The following is a 15,326-nucleotide window of genomic DNA, read 5'->3' on the forward strand; positions in this document are numbered from 1 at the left end:
AGGCACTGGGTAGCCTGGCTTTCTTGTGTAAGCGTGCACCCCGGACGTGCGTCAGGTTAGAAGACGTTCACTCCCACCCGTAATCGAGCGCAGGGTCGATTGGCGGAAAACATTCCAGTGTGGCCAGATCCAGCAACGTGAAGTAACCATTCTTCCAGCCCGCAGTATCTATGTGGTAGACATTCCCGAGTATGACCGGCTGCCTGAGTGGCGTATGGCCCACGATCACGGCCCGCACGCCGTCAACACCCGTGTGGTTTTCGTCAGTCAAGCGCTTGCGTGACCACTGAAGGATGGCGGCAACGTGGTCGGCCTCCCTCGCCGATCCAGAAAGCGCTGTAATCATTTCTCCCCAGCTAGCGCGCGGAACGTCGGCATGCACGATGCCGATCAGGCCCTGTGCGGTCTCGACTTCGATCACCAGAGGCAAGGCATGAAAGAGGCTGGCGTAGCGGTCTTGCTCGATGCTCGACAGCCCGTAGAACCACGCGCCACCATTGAGCAAGTGCAGGCTGCATTCATAGCTGATGCGGCCGGTGGCGTTCGAATCAACAGCCATCTGCTCATGGTTGCCACGCACTGCATGGAACCAGGGCTTGCGCAGCAGCCATTCATCGACATCCAGCGACTCAGGCCCGCGGTCGACCAGATCACCGACGCTGAACAGGCGGTCGACGGCAGGATCGAATTTGACCGCATCCAGCGCCGCCTGTAGCCGGGTGAAGTGGCCGTGAATGTCGCCGACCGCGAGATCCCGGCCCGCCGTATTGGCGGCGAAGTGCTTCACGCGCGACATCTCGGTAGTTTCGGACATTGGATACTCCGGCATTGCAGCAAGCGAGGCGGTCAGGCCATTGGTTTGACGAAGAGGCCTGTCGCCCGGTACGAGATAATGGAATTCAAACTCATGGACCTATTACTGTCGACCCATCAAAGACCGCCGGCTGTCCTCGTTCACTCAAAACCGATCCAGTCGATACGGCTTGATCGCCGGCAATCCTTGCCTCTCAGTGATTCTGGGAGGCAAAGTCAACTGCACAATAAGCTCAGCAGTCACCGCTGCCTGAGTCAGACCCAAATGCTGATGACCAAACGCAAGCAACACCTTGCCGTCGCACACCCGATCAATAATCGGCAATGAATCCGGCAGCGAAGGACGAAACCCCATCCATGGTGTTGCAGCCTCGGCATTCAGATCACGCTTGAACAGGCCTTTGCTCAATCGGTGCAACTGCCAGGCGCGCTCCATGTTCGGGGGGCTGTCGAGGCCGGCGAATTCGACGGTGCCGGCCAGCCTCAGGCCGTCGGCCATGGGGGTCATGATGAATTTGCGTTCCAGCGAGGTGACGGCGAAAGGCAGGCGCTGGTGTTCATGGGGCAGCATCAGGTGATAGCCGCGTTCGGTGTCCAGGGGCACTTTTTTGCCGGTCAGCGCGGCGGTCAGCCTGGCGGAGTGAGCGCCGCAGGCGATGAGGACCTGGCGGGCAGTCAGGCTGCCCTGGTGGGTGAGCAGTGACACGCCGTGCTCCTGCACACGCCCGCCCATCACCTGATGTTTGATGAACTGCACGCCGCTGGCCTTGGCCGCTTTCACCAATTCGCCAACGACGCGGTAGGGGTCCAGGAAGTGCCCGGTGCGCGGGAAGAACAGCCCGCCCTGAATGTGCTCGCTCAGCTGCGGGGCGACCTCGCGCACTGCGCTCGCCTGCCATAAATCGACGGGCACTGCTTGATGGCGCATGCGTGCCTGTAACGCGTCGATTGCCTGTCGCGAGTCGGGACGCTCGAACACCAACAGCGAGCCATCCTCTTTCAGCAGGTCCGGATGGGCAATCGTTTCGAGCAGCCGTTGCCAAGCGCCAAGGCTGCTTTCGTTGAGTGCGCGGATGCCGGCCACGGTGCGCTGGAAAGGTGCCGGTCGCAGGTTCAGCAACAAACGGGTGAACCACGGTAATGCCCGGGGCATGTATCTCCAGTCCAGGCGCAACGGGCCCATGGGGTCCATGAGCATCGCCGGCAGACGCTTGAGGATGGACAGGTCGGCGATGGGAAACATTTGCTCGGTCGCCAAATGCCCGGCGTTGCCGAATGAAGCCCCGTGTCCCGGATCCTGATGATCGATGACCACCACCCGCTGACCCTGACGTGCCAGGCGCAGGGCGCAGGCGACGCCGATGATGCCGGCGCCGATCACGGCGATATCCGCGGGGTTGTGCGTATTGCCTGAGTTAAGGGAAGTCATGTTCCTGGGCTTCTGTTGGGTCATCCAGCAAAAGATGCGCATTGGCGCACCACGATGTGAATCGAGTCGGGTGTCAGACCAGGTTCTGCTCTTTCGACCAGTCCTCGTACCACCGGCGGAACAACCCGTACTGGGTCTCGGCGTAACGACGTTGGGCATCGCTGAGCGCATCGGTCTCGTTGAAGTGCAGGGTGTATTCCTGGTCGCCATTGAGCACCATCAGATACTTGTAATAGAGCACCAGATCGTAGCCCTCGTCGAAGGACGACAGCACGGCCAATGCAGACTCCAGTTCGCGCGCCAGACGGCGAGCCTTGGCGTCACCTTTGGCCGCCTGCCTGCTCAGGGCCACCAGTTGCAGCACTTCGCGCGGCAGTGCGTTGCCGACGCCGGTGATGGCGCCGGTGGCGTTGCAGTTGACGAAGCCGTGCACCACCTGGGTATCGACGCCCACCATGAGGGTCAGATCATCGTCCCTGGAAGTGATGTTCTCGGCGGCGTAGCGCAGGTCGGCGGCACCGCCGAACTCCTTGAAGCCGATCAGGTTCGGATGCTCTCGACGCAGTTCGAAGAACAGATCGGCGCGGGTGGCGAAGCCGTAGTAAGGACTGTTGTAAATCACCGCCGGTAGATTCGCAGCGGCGTTCAGGATGGCGGCGAAATGCGCCTTTTGGGCGGTTGCGGATGCGCCACGGGACAACACGCGAGGAATGACCATCAAGCCATGGGCACCGACTTTGGCCGCATGGGCTGCATGGGACACCGCTTCGCGGCTGTTGACGGCACCGGTACCGACGATGGTCGGGATGCCGGCGGCGACCAGGCGCGCCACACCTTCCTGACGCTCGGCTTCGGTGAGCAGGGGCCAGTCGCCCATCGAGCCGCAGTACACGACAGCGCTCATGCCGATATCGATCAGTTCGCGACCCTTGGCCACCAGGGCATCGAAGTCCGGCTTGCGCTCGGCGGTGCAGGGTGTCATCAGCGCGGGAATGCAACCGGTGAAGATGTTGTCGCTCATGGTTGTCGCTCCTTGGAACGTTGTTCCAGATATACAGGGAGGTACGGGGCTCAAATACCCCAGGCGAAGGGGTCCTGCTCGTCGATCAGCAGCGTGCTGTCGGCAGTCATCCAGGCGCGGCCGGTAATGAACGGGCGGATGCGTTCGCCTTCCCATTCGTAGCGGCCCTCGAACTGGCTGGCGGTGATGCCGGCTTGTACCCAGCGTTCGCCCGCAGCCAGTTTTCCATCGGCAGCCAGGCACGCCAGTTTGGCGCTGGTGCCGGTGCCGCAAGGCGAACGGTCGTAGGCCTTGCCCGGGCACATGACGAAGTTGCGGCTATCGGCATGATCGTCGTCGGCGAACAGCTCGACATGGTCGATGAGGGCGCCGTCTTCGCCGTGGATGCCTTGGTCCTTCAGCGCCTTTTGCATTGCCCAGGTGTACTCGGTCAGTGCTTCGACGTTGTCCAGCTGCAGCGACTTGCCATGGTCGGATACCAGAAAAAACCAGTTGCCGCCCCAGGCAATATCGCCATACACGCGGCCATGGCCGGGCACCACGACCGGTACTTGTCGGCGGTAGCGGTAGGCGGGCACGTTGCCCACAGTCACCGCACCGTCTTCATGCAGGGTGGCGCTTACCTGGCCTACCGGCGTATCGATCTTGTGCACGCCCGGGCTGATATGTCCCAAGTGGTGCAAGGACGCGACCAGGCCGATGGTGCCGTGGCCGCACATGCCCAGATAGCCGGCATTGTTGAAGAAGATCACGCCGCAGGTGGCGTCCGGTGAAACCGGCTCGCAATACAAAGCACCCACCAGTACATCGTTGCCCCGGGGTTCCAGCAGGCAGGCGCGACGCCATTGGTCATGCCCCTCGCGCAGGGCATCGCGTTTTTCGGCCATGGTATTGCCAGGCAATTCGGGAAAGCCTTTCATCACCAGGCGAGTCGGTTCGCCGCCGGTGTGGGAATCGATGACATGTACTTTTTTCATAGTCCCGTCCATTAGAGGAGATCGGCAGGCTGTGGGTCTGAACTCACCTGCAATGGCTTCAGAGTGAACTCGTCAGCCTGGCCACGATTGATGTTTTTCACTGGCATCGATGACGAAATCAGCACAGTACGAATGATCGTGATGCGCCCTCGACAGGGCACCGGGGTTGGGGCAACCTGCTCGGCGTGCTGGTTGCCTGGACGAAAGTGGGGGAGGGAGCTTCATGACGCAGAACGCGTTTGCGATCCTGTGCCAGGGGAACGATGCCAGTCGTCCTCTGACCATCGATGAATTATTGGCGGGCGTGGCACTGCTGCTGCCGATGCTGGATGTCATTCCCAATGCCGCGATCTTTATCAAGGATGTCCAGGCGCGCTACGTCATGGCCAACCTGACCCTGGTGCGTCGCTGCGGGCTGAAACACCTGCAATCCTTGCTTGGAAAAACCAGTGCCGAGGTTTTTCCGGCGCAGTTGGGGCCTGGCTATACCGAACAGGATCGACGGGTGCTGGAGCAGGGGCTTGTTCTGGAGGATCAGTTGGAGTTGCACTTGTACGGCAGTCGGGAGCCCGGTTGGTGCCTGACGCACAAACGGCCCTTGTATAACCGCAACGGTGAGGTCATCGGTTTGGTGGGGATCTCGGTCGACCTGCAGTCGGCCAGCGAGACGCATCCGGCCTACCAGCGCCTGGCTGCGGTAGACGAATACATTCGCGCGCATTACAACCGCCGCGTCACCCTGGGTGAACTGACGCGGATCGCCGGTATTTCAGTGGCGCAACTGGAACGGTACTGCAAACGTGTGTTCAACCTGACACCGCGGCAGATGATCCAGAAAATACGCCTGGAGCATGCACATCGCCTGCTGCATACCGACATGCCGATCACCGAGGTTGCACTGCAGTGCGGCTATACCGACCACAGTGCGTTCACCCGCCAGTTCAAGGCATTGACGGGTTTTACACCACGCCATTACCGGCAAGTGACATTCGGTGAATCCTGACGATCAGAAACCAACGGCCTGCCCGACAAGGTTGTCTTGCGCCCCAGCCATCAGGTGCAACGGAACCTGTTGCTGCTTCTCCAGGCACGGGATTTCAAAACCACCGACGATCTGAAGCTGTCGCTCATTCAATCCGGTCGCCTCCTCTTCTTTTGCCTTGGCCATTCTCGCGTGGTTCGCTGCGATTTCATTAAGAGTTGACACGTTACATCTCCGGTGACTGACCAAGCGTATTGCTGGAGGCCTTAAGCATTAGTTTGAGGGGCTGGCGTGTCAGAATTATGTCGTTCTGGGGCCGCTACGACCGCCTGTGCAAGCCGTAAGCCAGACAGGGGCGCATAGAGCGCCCCGGGTTTTGATTTGCGACGAAAGGTTGTGCGATGAGTCAGACCAGGGATGTCGACAACTACGACCGGTACTTGATGACTATCCCCTTGAGCTTGCGTCCCTCGATGGCTTTCACATCGCGCGCCCACAGCGGCCCGTTGGCATGGGCGCCTACGGTCCCGATACGGTCATAGACCACCACCACGGCATCGCCGCCCAGCTTGGCGGATTCCTCGCGCAATTTCTGTTCGACCTCGGCAATCGGTGGCGCGGGATCAACGCTGGCATCGATCAGCACTTCACCCAGGCGAATGTGCGGGCGAAGGGGTTCGGAGCGTAGTACCACGACTTCGCTGGGCATCGTCGGAGCGGGGTGCTCGACACCGACATAGGCGGTGCTCTGGGCATCGACGGTGGCGCAGCCACTGAGAACGAGGAGGGTGGCGGTGAGCCCGCCGGCCAGTAGCGACAGTTTGAAACGGGTGGACCAGGGCGCAGGCATGGTGGGTTTCCTCCGGACAATCCGCTGCTATACGGGGAATGGCATGTTGACGGTAGCAGACGACCCGGGAGTTGCCAGAAAGCCCAACCTGTTCAGGTTGGGCTGTTTCATGTGTCGAACATCGTCGATCTTGTAGGAGCGAGCTCGCTCGCGATGGACTACAGAGCTCTGCGGTTAACCAGCAAAAATGCATTTCGTTCACGACCATCGCGAGCAAGCTCGCTCCTACGCTTTTTCGCAATTGACCATCCACGACACGCCAAAGCGGTCGACCAGCATGCCGAAGCGGGCCGCCCAGAATGTGGTCTCCAGCGGCATTTGCACATTGCCGCCTGCTGACAGCGCGGAGAACACCCGTTCAGCCTCGGCAATGCTGTCGACATTCAGCGAAATCGAACAGCCGTTCATTTCTTCGGTGGGGCGGTCGGGGGTGGTATCCGACCCCATGATCGCCTGATCGCCCACTACCAGGCGGGTGTGGATGATCAGGTTATGCAGGTCCTTGGGTACATGATCGCCGGCGGGTGTTTCACCATAGGTCAACATGGCTTCGATCTGGCCTTTCAGACATTCGGCATAGAAGGTGAATGCGGCTTTGCAGTCGCCATTGAAGATAAGGTAGGGATTGATTTTCATGATGCGGCTCCCGGTCATTGAAGGGACACATCGGATTGGACGCTTGGTTCAGGAGCGAATTCCGATGACATTGACCGGGCAAGCAAAGCCTTAAATCGCGGTGGGGGCCTGGTTTTTTTTAGACGTTTTTTCGATAGACCGGGCGAGGCTTATTGCCTCGACCGAGCGTCGTGGTGCGAGTACGCGCTCGATGGCTCCGCTGAGCATGTTTTCCAGCAGTTCGTCCTGCTCGCCTTCATCCAGCGAATGGGGTGAGAGCCAACTCGGGGCGCTGTTAAGCAAGGCGGCAATGGCGTGCCCAGCTGCCGGCAGACCTGATTCGCTGAATCGGGAGCGGGCGCCGAGCATCACCAGCAACCGGCATTCGTACTGTTCGCGCAACTGGCGAACCCGCGCCTGTTGCTCTTCATTCAGGCAACCGCTGTCGCGCTCCACCAGTCGAAAGTGCCACGGCATATCGCGATGCAGGTTCAGGTGCGCGCGGATCAGGCTGTTGAGCCGGTCGCGTTTGGCCGGGGCCTTTTGTTCGATGCGGCCAAGGGTGGCCAACAGCTCTTCGTAAAACTCCTCGATCAGATCAAGCAGCAAGTGCTGTTTGCTCGGGTAATGGTGATACAACGAGCCTGGGGAAAGCCCCAGGCACGTGGCGAGTTCGCGCATGCCGACCTGACCGAAACCTTTGCTGGCAAACAACTCCAGCACCTTGTCCCGGTACTCGGCAAACCGCGAGCAACGCTCAGGCATAGGCATGGAAGCCACGCCCCGTCTTGCGGCCCAGGTAACCGGCGGCGACCATTTCCTTGAGCAGTGGCGCCGGGCGGTATTTGCTGTCGTTAAAGCCTTCGTAGAAGGCTTCCATGATCGCCAGCAAAGTGTCCAGGCCGATCAGGTCCGCCAGGGCCAGCGGGCCGATGGGTTGGTTGCAGCCCAGGCGCATGCCGGCGTCGATGTCTTCGGCGCTGGCCAGGCCTTCCTGGAACACCAGGACCGCTTCGTTGATCATCGGTACCAGAATCCGGTTGACCACGAACCCCGGGCGGTTGCCAGCGGTGATCGCGGTTTTGCCCAGCGCGGTCGCCATGTCCAGTGCCAGGGCGTGGGTGGCGTCGCTGGTTTGCAGGCCGCGGATGACTTCAATCAGGCCCATTACCGGCACCGGGTTGAAGAAGTGCAGGCCGATAAAGCGCTCAGGCTGGCTGACGCTGGCGGCGAGCTGGGTAATCGACAGCGACGAAGTGTTGGAGGCAATCACGCAGTCGGCGCTGACCTGCGAAGCGATCTGTTGCAGTACCCGCAGTTTCAGCTCGAGGTTTTCCGTGGCGGCTTCGATCACCAGTTGCGCGTTGTGCAGGCTGCTGTAGTCGGTGCTGGTGCGGATCTTGTCGAGGGCGGCGAGTTTTTGCTCCGGCGTCAGGGTCTCCTTGGCAACCTGACGATCGAGATTCTTGCCAACGGTCGCGACGGCTTTTTGCAAAGCGCTCTCAGAGATGTCGAGCAGGGTCACGCTGAAACCGGCCAGGGCGCAGACTTGCGCAATGCCATTGCCCATGGTGCCGGCGCCGATCACGCCAATGTGTTGCAGATTCATGTTGCCGTCCTTTCGCTCAAACCCTGCGATACCTTGGCCGTGGTGGCAGCCGAAGGCGTACTATTGGCGCGAGTCTAGAGCTGGCAAGGCGGTTGTCCTATGCCGAAACTGTTCAACGGCACTGGTGTTTTTTGCCATTTCGAATGATGGGGAGCGTTGCGTTCAGATGCGGGAAAAGGACTCGGTGGCCGCCTACTTCGTGCAGGCAATGATCCACGGGCTGGGGGATGATCCGCAGCGAGTGCGGGCGGTGCTGGAACAGGCCGGCATTGATCCGGCGCTGATGCAAGAGCCGACGGCGCGGGTGCCGGCCAATGCTTTTGCGGCGTTGTGGCTGATTCAGATCCGCGAACTGAATGACGAGTTCTTCGGGCTCGACTCCCATGGTATGCCGCCGGGCGCCTTCGCCCTGATTTGCCGCGCCTTGATTCAGGAGCCCGACCTGCACAAGGCCATGCGTCAGTGCCTGGCCAACTTCGCCCTGTTCCTCCACGATTTTCGCGGCACGCTGACCGTGCGCGGTAAACGGGCCTTCATCAGCCTGGACAGCCAGGCGGCAAACGATGACGTCGGCCGCTTCGGCGAAGAGACGTTCCTGGTGTTGATGATCAGCCTGTTGTGCTGGCTGGGCGGTCGGCGCATTCCCATCGACCGCGCGGATTTCCGCCACGAGCGGGTGTCCCTCAGTGACGATCGCTTGCTCTGGGGACCGAACCTGACTTTCGGCGCCGAACGCACCGAAATCGAATTCGCCAGCCACTACCTGCGCCTGCCGGTGGTGCAGGACCTGGCTTCGCTGAAAGTATTCCTGCGCACCGCGCCGCAATGGCTGGTGATTCGCTTCCGCAACCAGCACGGCCTGGCGTCACAGGTGCATCAGCGCCTGCGCAACAGCCATTACAGCCACTGGCCGACCTTGCAGGCCTTCGCCCTGGAACAGCACCTGAGCCCCAGCACCTTTCGCCGCAAGCTGGAACGTGAAGGCTGTTCCTATCAGGAGATCAAGGACGAAGTGCGCCGTGCGGTGGCCTTCGAGCAATTGCGCCAGAGCCGGGCGAGCATCAGCGACATCGCCGAGCAACTGGGATTTCAGGAGCCGAGTGCATTTCATCGTGCGTTCAAGAAGTGGACGGGGGAGAGTCCGGGGCGGTATCGGGCAAGGTTTCAGGAATAGTTGGTGTGGGCCTTCGATTAAGTATTTGTAGGCGTTTTCCATGATTTTTGCCCGCAATTTCCAAGCCTCTAATCTTGAAATTTCTTGTGACGACAGGGACTCTGCAACGGGTGGAATGAGTCGGTGAAGTGAGGTATTTCTTTTCGTCGCATCGGAGCTTTCAATGGATTGAAAACTTGCATGGATGATTTGATCAAGGAAGTGATTCCGCTACTCCAGTATTTGATTCCGGGATTTTTGGCCGCCTGGATCTTTTATTCACTGACAGCCTTCAAGCGGCCGGACACTTTTGGACAAATAGTTCAGGCGCTGATCTTTACCTTTGTGATCCAGTCGCTGGTTGTTGGGTTGGGAGCGTTGCTGTTGGTTGCAGGTGAACGGATCTTTTCAGTCGGCATGTGGGACAGAAAATCAGAGACCTTGTGGTCGGCGGTGATAGCGGTGCTGATGGGGTTTATTTCCTGTCACATTGCCAGTAGCGACAAGCTTCACGCTCTCCTGCGCAAGCTGAACATAACCCGGCAATCTTCATATCCTTGCGAGTGGTACAGTGCTTTTTCAACGCGGCAAAGACATGTCGTGCTGCACTTGGTCGATGGCAAACGCCTGTTTGGTTGGCCGATAGAATGGCCGGCGGAGCCTGCAAGAGGGCAGTTCGTTCTTGAGTACCCTCGCTGGATTGATGATTCAGACAAGGGGATTCGCACCGGGGCGGAAATCATTGTTATCGATGTTTCAAAAGTACAGTGGGTCGAATTCCTGAAAATAAAAGGGTAATCAAATGACAAGCAGGGCACCGCAGGAAATGCCGCCTGAACTCAAGCGGCTTATGGAGGAATGGGATAACGGCGGTCCTCCTCCCCCGGGGTTGGTGATTCCACTCGGCCCTCCACCTTCAAGAAAAGAGTCTGAGAGACCGCGTCGGCGCAACAGATAATATGCCCGCGGTCCTTACCCGCTTCTCCTCATTACTCGACCAGTCCCGGCGCGCCTTGCTGCTGGTCTGGGGCACTTCTCGCGGCCTGTTCCTTGGCCTGGTGCTGGCGACGCTGATCGCCGGGGTGCTGCCGGCGTTGGCAGCGTGGTTGGGGCAGCGCATTGTCGATGCCGTGGTATTTGCCATGCAGTTGCACGCGCAGCAGGGCAGTGCGCCGTTGTGGCCAGTGCTTCGCTATGTGCTGTTGGAAGCCGGGGTGCTGGCGTTGCTGTCCGCCACCCAGCGTGCGCTGTCGGTGCAGCAGTCGCTGTTGCGCGTGCAGTTGGGGCAGAAGGTCAACACGATGATTCTGGAAAAGGCCCAGACGCTGTCGCTGGTGCAATTCGAGAATTCCGAGTTCTACGACAAGCTTGTGCGGGTAAGACGCGAGGCCTCGACCCGGCCATTGGCACTGGTGATGAAGTCGCTGGGGTTGATCCAGAACCTGATCGTGTTGATCAGCTTCGGTGTGTTGCTCGTGCATTTTTCGCCGTGGGCGCTGGTGTTGTTGGTGGTCGGCGCGTTGCCGGTGTTTTTTGCCGAGGCGCATTTTTCCGGCGATGCCTTTCGCTTGTTCACCCGCCGCGCACCGGAAAGCCGACAGCAGACGTACATCGAGACGCTGCTGTCCCATGAGGCCTACATCAAGGAGGTCAAGCTGTTCGGTTTCGCGCCGCTGCTGTTGCGGCGTTACCGCGAGACGTTCGCCCGTCTCTATGCCGAGGACCGGCGGCTGACCCTGCGCCGCGACGGCTGGGGTTTCGTGCTCGGCCTGCTCGGCACGGGAGCGTTTTATCTGGCCTATGCCTGGGTGGTGGTCGATGCGGTTCACGGCAATATCAGCCTTGGGCAGATGACCATGTACCTGGTGCTGTTCAAGCAGGGACAGTCAGCGGTGAGCAGCAGCCTGAGCGCCATCAGTGGCCTTTATGAAGATGGCCTCTACCTGTCCAGCCTTTATGAATACCTGGCTGAGCCTGTGGTGGTCGATACCGGGCATCTCACCGTCGGTGCAGTGCCCGGCGACGGCTTGCGTTTCGAGAACGTCGGATTCCGTTATCCGGGCGCCCGTCTCGCTGCGCTGGAAGGTATCGATCTGCACCTTGTACCCGGACACAGTGTGGCGCTGGTGGGGGAAAACGGTTCGGGCAAGACCACGCTGATCAAGCTGCTGACCCGTCTATACCGTCCCGATCAGGGGCGAATTCTGCTGGACGGCAGCGACTTGCAGGCCTGGGAAGAAGACGCGCTGCGTCGGCGCATCGGCGTGATTTTCCAGGATTACATTCGCTACCAGTTCTCCGTCGGCGAGAACATCGGTGTGGGGGACACCCTGGCGTTCAACGATGAGCAGCGCTGGCACGAAGCCGCCGCCGAAGGTATGGCTGCGCCCTTTATCGAGCGTCTGGATCGCGGCTATGCCACGCAATTGGGGCGCTGGTTTGCCGGGGGGCAGGAACTGTCCGGCGGGCAATGGCAGAAGATCGCGTTGTCCCGTGCCTACATGCGTCGCGATGCCGATATCCTGATTCTCGACGAGCCGACGTCGGCCCTTGACCCGGCGGCGGAAGCGGCGGTGTTCGAACATTTCAGCCGGCACACTCAGGATCGCATGACCCTGCTGATCTCCCACCGTTTTTCCAGTGTGCGTAACGCCGACCACATCATCGTACTCGACCAGGGCAGGATTCTGGAGCGCGGTGATCACCACAGTCTGGTCGCGGCGGGTGGGCGTTATGCGCAGTTGTTCGACTTGCAGGCGCGGGGTTATCGATAACAATCAGGAGTCCTGCGCACCCCTTGAAATCGTCGGCCCGGCGATCTGCGATTTGGCTTTCATCAAGCCGTCGAGCGCCTGGCGGTATTGGCTACCGCCCAGGCTCATGCTGTTGTTATGCGTGCCACCGGGTACCAGCAGCAGGCGCTTGGGCTCATTGGCGGCATTGAACAATTGCTGGCTGAAGCGCGGGGGCATGAACGCGTCGGCTTGACCGTGAACCACCAGCAGCGGCATGTCGATATCGACGATCTTGTCGATCGAGTCGAACTTCTGCGACAGCAGCCAGCGCACCGGCAGCCAGTTGACGGGCAGGTTGTTGCCGGCCACTTCCGCCACGGCATCGCCCAGTGAGGTGAAGGTGGATTCGATCACCAGACCGCGCACCGGCACCGCGACATGCTCCTTTTTTGCCTGCGCGGCTAGGTCTGCCGCCAGGTCGACGGCCACCGCACCACCAAGGGAATGGCCGTAGATCAGGCGTTTGCCGGGATCAGGCTGCATTGCCGTAAAGCGCTCCCAGGCAGCCCGGGCGTCTTCGTAGACGCTGGCTTCCGACGGCAGATCGCCTTTGCTCTGGCCGAACCCCCGGTAGTCGATGGCCAGCACCGAATAACCCATGGCGCGCAGTTGCTCGATGCGGAACGCCTGGCCGGTAAGGTTCCAGCGCACACCGTGCAGGTAGAGAATCGACGGCGCATCGCGGCGCGCCGCCGGCCACCACCAGGCATGCAGATTTTGCCCGGCCTTGAAATTGGCGGGCTTGATGTCGAACGCCTGAACATCCCCCGGCAAACCGCGATACCAGCTCGCCGTGCCCGGTTCGATGCGGAACAGCAACTCGCGCTCCTTGTACTTGAGTGCGCCGCAGCTCGCCGGCAGGCCGACGACCAGCGCAGCCATGCACAGCAGCGGCAGCCAGCGTCGGCGCAGGCGAGTGAGGGGGGCCGTGGGCATCGGGTGTTCCATTGGCACAGACATGAAGTCCGCGTTTTAACAGATGCGTGCGCAGGGCGGGAAAAATTTCGACCTGTGGGAGCGAGCCTGCTCGCGAAGGCGTCTACACATCCAATATCTATTTGTCAGACATTCCGCTGTCGCGAGCAGGCTCCCACAAGATGTTCGTAGGGGAGCGCCTGTGGTCATGGCATTTCAGGCAATTCCTGCGGCCGCAGATCAAACACCAGCACCTCTGCATCCACGCCGTTGCTCAAGGTCAGCAACTGTTCTTCGCGAACCCGCACACCGTCGCCTTCCTGCAAGCGCAGGCCGTTGAGTTCGACACTGCCACGCGCCACATGCACGTAGGCGTAGCGATGGGCGGCCAGTTCCAGGGTGGCACTCTCCTGGCCGTCGATCAGGCCGGCATACACCCGGGCATCCTGACGCACCTTCAGCGAACCCTTGTCCCCGTCGGGGGAGATGATCAATTGCAGGCGGCCGCGTTTCTTCTGCGTGCTGAAGTGTTCTTGCTGATAGCGCGGTTTGGCGCCGCTTACATCCGGCACGATCCAGATTTGCAGGAAGTGCACCGCACGCTTGTCCGAGTGGTTGTATTCACTGTGCGCCACGCCACTGCCGGCGCTCATCAATTGCACGTCGCCAGGGCGGATCACCGAGCCGGTGCCCAGGGTGTCCTTGTGCTCCAGTGCGCCGTCGAGCACATAGGAGAAAATTTCCATGTCACGGTGCGGATGCTGGCCGAAGCCTTTACCGGCGGCGACGCGATCATCGTTGATCACCAACAGATCGGAAAAACCCTGTTCTTTCGGGTTGCGATAGTTGGCGAAAGAGAAGGTATGGAACGACTTCAACCAGCCATGGTTGGCCATGCCACGTTCAGAAGCTTTGCGAAGGGTCAGCATGATGGAATCTCCTGTGGGGACGTTGATTCGTCCGAGTGAGGAGAAGGTTAATGATTACCAAATGGTGCAAAAAGTAGATGAAAATTGAAATACTGTCGCATTCAGGTTGACAGTAATGTTGGCGACGCTGAATCCGCAGTTCGCCATAATGCAGGAGCAAGCTTTGCTCCTGCAGGGCTTGGTGTTTTTCTTATTAGCTCAGTGATTTGAACCCATGAAAACCGTGGCAATGGTGCTGTTCCCCAACTTTCTCCTGCTCGACATGGCCGGGCCCATGGATGTTTTTTCCATTGCCAACCGGTACCTCAAACCCGACGACCATTACGTGCTGACGACCATCGGCACCGAACCCGGTGCGCTGCGGGCGTCCAATGGCGTGAGGGTGCTCGCCGATCTGACTATCGATCAGGCCTGTGACGGATTTGATCTGCTGCTGGTGCCCGGAGGCCCCGGCGCCTACAACGAAAAACATCCTCGATTGCTCGACTGGCTCACGCATAACGTCAGTCGATCAAGAGTCTACGGCTCAATCTGCACCGGGGTGTTTGTGTTGGGCCATGCCGGGTTGATCGACGGCTATCGCGTGACCACCCACTGGCACTACACCGAGCGCTTGATTCAGGCTTTCCCCAAGACCACCGTCGAGACCGATCGGATTTTCGTCCAGGATCGCAATCTCGTGACGTCCGGTGGCGTCACCGCCGGCATTGACCTGGCGCTGGCAGTGGTTGCCGACGACCATGGCAAGAAACTCGCACAGGATGTGGCCAAGGTGTTGTTGGTGGTGATGAAACGCCAGGGCGGCCAGGCGCAGTTCAGCCCGTTGATGGCGGCAGTGGCGCCCCAGGAAACGGCGATCACCCGATTGCAGAACCATGTACTCGAGCATCTCGACGAAACCTTCAGCATTGAACGCATGGCCGGACTGGCCGCCATGAGCCCGCGTCATTTCGCCAGGGTTTTTGCCCGGGAAGTGGGCATGACGCCCATGGAGTTTCTGCAAAGTGCGCGGATCGATTGCGCTCGCAACCTGCTCGAAACCACAGAGTTGCCGCTCAAGACCGTGGCCTTCAAAAGCGGTTTCGGCAGCGTGCGGCACATGCGTTTTCTGTTCGGTGAGAAGCTCGGTCTGACCCCGATCCAGTATCGCGAGCAATTCAGCTGACGTTCTTGGCCGTGATGCGCACCGTAATGGCCGTGATGCTCCCCCCGTGACGGTTGTACGGTCGCCGAGGCCT

The 15,326-nt window shown here is 60.1% G+C and carries 16 protein-coding genes; 5 read left to right on the forward strand and 11 right to left on the reverse strand.

Annotated features, from left to right (window positions below):
• Positions 1-67 precede the first annotated feature (67 nt).
• The 4 genes from FFS64_RS18145 to FFS64_RS18160 all read right to left on the reverse strand — a co-directional run bounded on the left by FFS64_RS18145 (position 68) and on the right by FFS64_RS18160 (position 4,240).
• The gene (locus FFS64_RS18145) at positions 68-814 is read right to left on the reverse strand and encodes a metallophosphoesterase (RefSeq protein WP_256660481.1); all 747 of its coding nucleotides are present in this window, start codon (positions 812-814) and stop codon (positions 68-70) included.
• Between the two features lie 144 nt (positions 815-958).
• Positions 959-2,242, reverse strand: a complete 1,284-nt coding sequence (locus FFS64_RS18150; protein ID WP_137806534.1) for an FAD-binding oxidoreductase — start codon at positions 2,240-2,242, stop codon at positions 959-961.
• Positions 2,243-2,315: 73 nt separating this feature from the next.
• On the reverse strand, positions 2,316-3,263 hold the full coding sequence (locus FFS64_RS18155; protein WP_137806535.1) for a dihydrodipicolinate synthase family protein: 948 nt from the start codon (positions 3,261-3,263) through the stop codon (positions 2,316-2,318).
• A 50-nt stretch (positions 3,264-3,313) separates the two neighbouring features.
• Positions 3,314-4,240 (reverse strand): 4-hydroxyproline epimerase, encoded by a 927-nt coding sequence (locus tag FFS64_RS18160; protein WP_137806536.1) that lies wholly within the window; start codon positions 4,238-4,240, stop codon positions 3,314-3,316.
• Between the two features lie 223 nt (positions 4,241-4,463).
• Here FFS64_RS18160 and FFS64_RS18165 point away from each other — a divergent pair, with 223 nt between their 5' ends.
• Entirely contained in the window at positions 4,464-5,243 is a 780-nt protein-coding gene (locus FFS64_RS18165; RefSeq protein WP_137806537.1) for an AraC family transcriptional regulator, read from the forward strand.
• Positions 5,244-5,246: 3 nt separating this feature from the next.
• Here the strand turns inward: FFS64_RS18165 and FFS64_RS18170 are convergent, their stop codons facing one another.
• The 5 genes from FFS64_RS18170 to FFS64_RS18190 form a co-directional block, all read right to left on the reverse strand.
• The gene (locus FFS64_RS18170; RefSeq protein ID WP_137806538.1) at positions 5,247-5,447 is read right to left on the reverse strand and encodes a hypothetical protein; all 201 of its coding nucleotides are present in this window, start codon (positions 5,445-5,447) and stop codon (positions 5,247-5,249) included.
• Between the two features lie 202 nt (positions 5,448-5,649).
• Complete coding sequence (locus FFS64_RS18175; protein ID WP_137806539.1) at positions 5,650-6,072, reverse strand: hypothetical protein; 423 nt, start codon at positions 6,070-6,072, stop codon at positions 5,650-5,652.
• Positions 6,073-6,297: 225 nt separating this feature from the next.
• Complete coding sequence (locus FFS64_RS18180; RefSeq protein ID WP_137806540.1) at positions 6,298-6,708, reverse strand: VOC family protein; 411 nt, start codon at positions 6,706-6,708, stop codon at positions 6,298-6,300.
• A 90-nt stretch (positions 6,709-6,798) separates the two neighbouring features.
• Entirely contained in the window at positions 6,799-7,458 is a 660-nt protein-coding gene (locus FFS64_RS18185) for a TetR/AcrR family transcriptional regulator (RefSeq protein WP_137806541.1), read from the reverse strand.
• Complete coding sequence (locus FFS64_RS18190) at positions 7,445-8,296, reverse strand: 3-hydroxybutyryl-CoA dehydrogenase (RefSeq protein WP_137806542.1); 852 nt, start codon at positions 8,294-8,296, stop codon at positions 7,445-7,447. The genes FFS64_RS18185 and FFS64_RS18190 overlap by 14 nt, the downstream gene beginning before the upstream one ends.
• Positions 8,297-8,462: 166 nt before the next feature.
• Between FFS64_RS18190 and FFS64_RS18195 the strand changes: the two genes are divergently transcribed.
• The 3 genes from FFS64_RS18195 (at position 8,463) to FFS64_RS18205 (ending at position 12,223) form a co-directional block, all read left to right on the forward strand.
• Positions 8,463-9,470: an AraC family transcriptional regulator gene (locus FFS64_RS18195; protein WP_137806543.1), complete on the forward strand. Its 1,008-nt coding sequence runs from the start codon at positions 8,463-8,465 to the stop codon at positions 9,468-9,470.
• 180 nt (positions 9,471-9,650) lie between these two features.
• Positions 9,651-10,247 (forward strand): DUF6338 family protein, encoded by a 597-nt coding sequence (locus tag FFS64_RS18200; protein WP_137806544.1) that lies wholly within the window; start codon positions 9,651-9,653, stop codon positions 10,245-10,247.
• A gap of 161 nt (positions 10,248-10,408) precedes the next feature.
• On the forward strand, positions 10,409-12,223 hold the full coding sequence (locus FFS64_RS18205) for an ABC transporter ATP-binding protein (protein WP_137806545.1): 1,815 nt from the start codon (positions 10,409-10,411) through the stop codon (positions 12,221-12,223).
• A gap of 3 nt (positions 12,224-12,226) precedes the next feature.
• Here FFS64_RS18205 and FFS64_RS18210 read toward each other — a convergent pair whose 3' ends face one another.
• Both FFS64_RS18210 and FFS64_RS18215 read right to left on the reverse strand, forming a co-directional pair.
• The gene (locus FFS64_RS18210) at positions 12,227-13,180 is read right to left on the reverse strand and encodes an alpha/beta hydrolase (RefSeq protein ID WP_137806546.1); all 954 of its coding nucleotides are present in this window, start codon (positions 13,178-13,180) and stop codon (positions 12,227-12,229) included.
• A 185-nt stretch (positions 13,181-13,365) separates the two neighbouring features.
• On the reverse strand, positions 13,366-14,088 hold the full coding sequence (locus tag FFS64_RS18215; protein ID WP_137806547.1) for a pirin family protein: 723 nt from the start codon (positions 14,086-14,088) through the stop codon (positions 13,366-13,368).
• A gap of 214 nt (positions 14,089-14,302) precedes the next feature.
• Between FFS64_RS18215 and FFS64_RS18220 the strand changes: the two genes are divergently transcribed.
• Entirely contained in the window at positions 14,303-15,253 is a 951-nt protein-coding gene (locus FFS64_RS18220; protein WP_137806548.1) for a GlxA family transcriptional regulator, read from the forward strand.
• The last annotated feature ends 73 nt before the right edge of the window (positions 15,254-15,326 follow it).

The organism is Pseudomonas sp. G(2018), assembly GCF_005502415.1.
Lineage (GTDB): Bacteria > Pseudomonadota > Gammaproteobacteria > Pseudomonadales > Pseudomonadaceae > Aquipseudomonas.